We start from the raw sequence: 914 nt of genomic DNA, 5'->3' as shown, positions 1-914 counted from the left end.
CCCCGGGCTCGTCGGGGGCGGCGGGGGCGGGGTCGGCGGCCAGCCTGCGGTACTCGCCGAGGACCAGCCCGGCCAGGCCCGGGGTGAAGACGGGGTCGCCCGCGGCCGTGCGGCGGACGGCATCCAGGAGCTCCTCCGTGCTGGCCGACTTCAGCAGATAGCCGGTGGCGCCGGACTTGACGGCCTCCAGGACGTCGGCGTGCTCGCCGCTCGCGGAGAGCACCAGGACGCGCAGCTCCGGCCGGTCCGCCACCAGCTGCTTGCAGACGGCCGCGCCGGGCAGCCCGGGCAGGTTGAGGTCGAGGACCAGGACGTCGGGGAGGGCGGCCCGGGCCCGGCGCACCGCCTGGGGGCCGTCGCCGGCGGTGGCCACCACGTCGTACCCGGCGGCGGCCAGGTCGCGGGCGACGGCGTCGCGCCACATGGGGTGGTCGTCGACCACCATGACCTTCACGGCGTCCGCCGTCGTCGCACCCGTCACGCCCGTCACGTCCGTCTCCGTCGTCATCGCTTCTCGCTCCCCCGTGGAACCCTCATCTCGACCTCGGTGCCCTGTCCGGGCACCGAGAGCAGCTCGGCGGTGCCGCCGAGGTCCCGCAGCCGGCCGCGGATGGACAGGGCGACGCCCATGCGTCCCTCCCGCTCGGCGGCCGCCAGCCGTCCCTCGGGGATGCCCGGGCCGTCGTCCCGCACGGTGACGATCACCTCGTCCGGCTCGTCCTCCAGCAGGATCCAGGCCCGCGCGCCCGTTCCGGCGTGCTGGACGACATTGTCCAGGGCGGCGCTGACAGCGGCCGCCAGCTCCGCCGCCTCGGCCGACTCCAGCAGGACGGGCGTCCCGGGCCCCGAGAAGGTGACGGCGGCGCCCGCCCGGGAGGCGAGCAGCGCCCGCAGGTCGCAGGGGCCGGCGGGCG

General features: G+C 77.2%; 2 protein-coding genes. Both read right to left on the bottom strand.

Annotated elements, in window-relative coordinates; translation table 11 throughout:
* On the bottom strand, nt 1–508 hold a 508-nt coding region (locus K6I33_RS35325), incomplete at its 3' end, for a response regulator transcription factor (protein ID WP_229358873.1).
* Nucleotides 505–914: sensor histidine kinase (locus tag K6I33_RS35320; RefSeq protein ID WP_229358872.1), on the bottom strand; the 410-nt coding region annotated here is incomplete at its 5' end. The genes K6I33_RS35320 and K6I33_RS35325, both read right to left, overlap by 4 nt.

This window comes from Streptomyces sp. UNOB3_S3 (assembly GCF_020740895.1).
Lineage (GTDB): Bacteria > Actinomycetota > Actinomycetes > Streptomycetales > Streptomycetaceae > Streptomyces.
Note: the sequence above shows the minus strand (reverse complement) of the source record. Positions and strands in the feature narration are given on the sequence as shown.